Source organism: Leifsonia sp. HAY1-4F, from assembly GCF_056755275.1.
On sequence record NZ_JBNDHX010000178.1, the window covers coordinates 1 to 3,111 of the forward strand.

A 3,111-nucleotide genomic window follows, 5' to 3' on the forward strand; every position below is an offset into this window, starting at 1 on the left:
GGCCGTGGCCTGCTCCATGGCCGACGCCGTGCTCCCGCACGTGGTCGCCTCTGCGTTGCCCGGCGTCGATGTGCTGTTCCTCGACACCGGCTACCACTTCATCGAGACGTACGTGACCCGCGACGAGGTCGAGCGCGCGCTGGACGTGCGCGTGGTCGACGTGAAGCCGAAGCAGACGGTGGCCGAGCAGGACGCCGAGTTCGGAGCGGAGCTGTTCGCACGCGACCCCAACCTGTGCTGCGCTCGCCGGAAGGTCGAGCCGCTTCAGCGTGCACTGACCGGATACGAGCTCTGGTTCACCGGCGTGCGCCGTGAGGAGGCGCCCACCCGGACGGCGACGCCCTTCGTGAGCTGGGACGAGAAGAACGGCCTGGTGAAGGTCAACCCTCTCGCAGCGTGGACGTTCGACGAGCTCGTCGAGTACGCCACCGCCAACGCAGTGCCGCTGAACCTGCTCCTGACGGCGGGGTATCCCTCGATCGGCTGTGAACCGTGCACCAAGCCGGTCGCCGAGGGGGAGGACCCGCGCTCCGGCCGCTGGGCCGGCCTCGCCAAGACCGAATGCGGGCTCCACGAATGACCGGCACATTGACCGCCCCGCCCTCGCTGACGCTCATCGACCAGCTGGAGAGCGAGTCCATCCACATCATCCGCGAGGTCGTCGCCGAGTTCGAGCGGCCCGTCCTGCTGTTCTCCGGCGGCAAGGACTCCGTGGTCGTCCTCCACCTGGCCGCGAAGGCGTTCTGGCCGGCGCGCATCCCGTTCTCCCTGCTGCACGTGGACACCGGGCACAACTTCCCGGAGGTCCTCGACTTCCGCGACGCGACCGCCGAGCGGTTCGGGATCCCCCTGGCCGTGGCGCGGGTGCAGGACTACATCGACGACGGCCGGCTGAGCGAACGCGCCGACGGCACCCGCAACCCGCTGCAGACGGTTCCGCTGCTGGATGCGATCGAGGCCGGACGGCATGACGCCGTGTTCGGCGGCGCTCGCCGCGACGAGGACAAGGCCCGGGCGAAGGAGCGCATCCTCTCGCTGCGCGACGGCTTCGGGCAATGGGACCCGCGCAACCAGCGGCCCGAGCTGTGGAGCCTGTACAACGGACGGCACACGCCCGGCCAGCACGTGCGCGCGTTCCCGATCAGCAACTGGACCGAGCTCGACATCTGGCGCTACATCGAGCGCGAGCAGATCGAGCTGCCGCCGCTGTACTACGCCCACGAACGCGACGTGTTCGCCCGCGACGGGATGTGGCGTGCGATCGGACCGGTCTCCCCGGCCGATCGCGGCGAGACCGTCGAGAAGCGGCTGGTGCGCTACCGCACCGTCGGCGACATGAGCTGCACGGGAGCCGTCGAGTCCGACGCCCGCGACGCGGCCGCCGTCGTGCGCGAGGTCGCGGCCTCCACGCTCAGCGAACGCGGCGCGACCCGCGCCGACGACCGCATCTCCGAGGCCGCGATGGAAGACCGGAAACGGCAGGGATACTTCTGATGACGCTCCAACTCGACGACGACACCCGCGCGGCAGCGCCTGGCGAGGGCGCCTCGACTCGCGGCACGCTGTTCCGCTTCGCGACCGCAGGATCGGTGGACGACGGCAAGTCGACCCTGGTCGGCCGGCTGCTGCACGACTCCAAGGCGATCCTCGCCGACCATCTGGATGCGGTCGAGCGCACGTCCCGGGAGCGCGGCTTCGGGGGAGAGGCCGGCGGCCTCGACCTCGCCCTGCTCACCGACGGGCTCCGCGCCGAGCGGGAGCAGGGCATCACGATCGATGTCGCCTACCGCTACTTCGCCACCGATGCCCGCTCGTTCATCCTCGCGGACTGCCCCGGGCATGTGCAGTACACCCGCAACATGGTCACCGGGGCGACCACCGCCGACGCGGTGGTGCTGCTGGTGGACGCCCGCAACGGCGTGCTGGAGCAGACCCGCCGCCACCTCGCCGTGATCAGCCTGCTGCGCGTGCCGCACGTGATCGTCGCGATCAACAAGATCGACCTGATCGGCTTCGACGCCGGCCGCGTGGGCGAGGTGACGGAGGAACTGGTCGCGGTGACCGGGGAGCTCGGCATCCGCGACCTCCACGTCGTCCCGGTGTGCGCGGTCGACGGCGACAACGTCGCAGAGCGTTCGCCACGCACGCCCTGGTACCAGGGTCCCGCGCTGCTGGAACTGCTGGAGTCCCTTCCGACCGGCGACCAGGTCGAAGCCCTCGCCGAGCTGCGGCTGCCCGTGCAGCTGGTGCTGCGTCCCCAGGGAGCGCTGGCTCCCGGGCTGGACGCGGCCGACTACCGGGACTACCGCTCGGCCGCCGGCCGGATCGCCTCCGGAACCGTCGCCGTGGGGGACCGGGTGAGCGTGCATCCGGGAGGCGCGACCTCGGTCGTGACCCGGATCGACGTCGCGGGCCGCAGTGTGGAGGTCGCTGCCGCACCGCAGTCCGCCGCGGTCAGCCTCGCCGACGATCTCGACCTGGCTCGCGGTGCGCTGATCGGCACCGCCGGAACCCTCCCCGAGCCGCGCGCGACCCTGACGGCGGAGGTGTTCTGGCTGGACGCCTCCCGCGGGCTGCCGGGCGCCCGGCTGCTGCTGAAATGGGGTACGGCCACCGTCCAGGCGCGGCTGACCGCGATCGCCGGCCGCCGCGACCTCACGACGCTGCAGGTCGTCCCGGCCGACGCGCTCGAGGTCAACGACATCGGACACGTCACGCTCCAACTCGCCGAGGCGCTGCCGGTCGAGCCGTACGCGGCCAACCGGCACACCGGTGCCTTCCTGCTCATCGACCCGCAGTCCGGCGCGACGCTCGCCGCCGGCATCGTCTCGTGAAGAAGGGCCCGCTCGTGCGAACACCGCTCCGCTCCGCCGCCGTCCTCGCGCTCGCGGCGACCACTGCCATGCTCACCGGCTGCGCGGCCTCGGCGGAGGGCGCCGCCCCCACCCCGGCGACGGCGATCCGGGTCGGCTACTTCGACAACGTCACGCACGGGCCCGCGCTGGCCGGCATCCACGACGGGCTGCTGCAGAAGGCTCTGGGTGAGACGGAGCTGCAGACCAAGCAGTTCAACGCCGGTCCGGCCGAGATCGAAGCGCTCAGTGCAGGCGC

3 protein-coding genes and 1 pseudogene are annotated in these 3,111 nt (G+C 71.6%); all 4 read left to right on the forward strand.

All coding sequences use genetic code 11. The features are described from left to right. The coding region (locus ACPYOG_RS18925; RefSeq protein ID WP_481295686.1) for a phosphoadenylyl-sulfate reductase at positions 1-580 on the forward strand (580 nt) is incomplete at its 5' end. Then, positions 577-1,494 carry a sulfate adenylyltransferase subunit CysD gene (gene cysD / locus ACPYOG_RS18930; RefSeq protein WP_481295687.1) on the forward strand — a complete coding sequence of 306 codons (918 nt, stop codon included), beginning with the start codon at positions 577-579 and terminating at the stop codon, positions 1,492-1,494. The genes ACPYOG_RS18925 and cysD, both read left to right, overlap by 4 nt. After that, complete coding sequence (locus tag ACPYOG_RS18935) at positions 1,494-2,834, forward strand: sulfate adenylyltransferase subunit 1 (RefSeq protein ID WP_481295688.1); 1,341 nt, start codon at positions 1,494-1,496, stop codon at positions 2,832-2,834. The genes cysD and ACPYOG_RS18935 overlap by 1 nt, the downstream gene beginning before the upstream one ends. Before the next feature lie 14 nt (positions 2,835-2,848). Then, positions 2,849-3,111, forward strand: a pseudogene (locus ACPYOG_RS18940) (sulfonate ABC transporter substrate-binding protein); the annotation flags it as partial.

Excerpts from the sequence above, each read along its gene's own strand:
- cysD (WP_481295687.1), top strand. The coding sequence starts at position 577 with ATGACCGGCACATTGACCGCCCCGCCCTCGCTGACGCTCATCGACCAG.
- ACPYOG_RS18935 (WP_481295688.1), top strand. The coding sequence starts at position 1,494 with ATGACGCTCCAACTCGACGACGACACCCGCGCGGCAGCGCCTGGCGAG.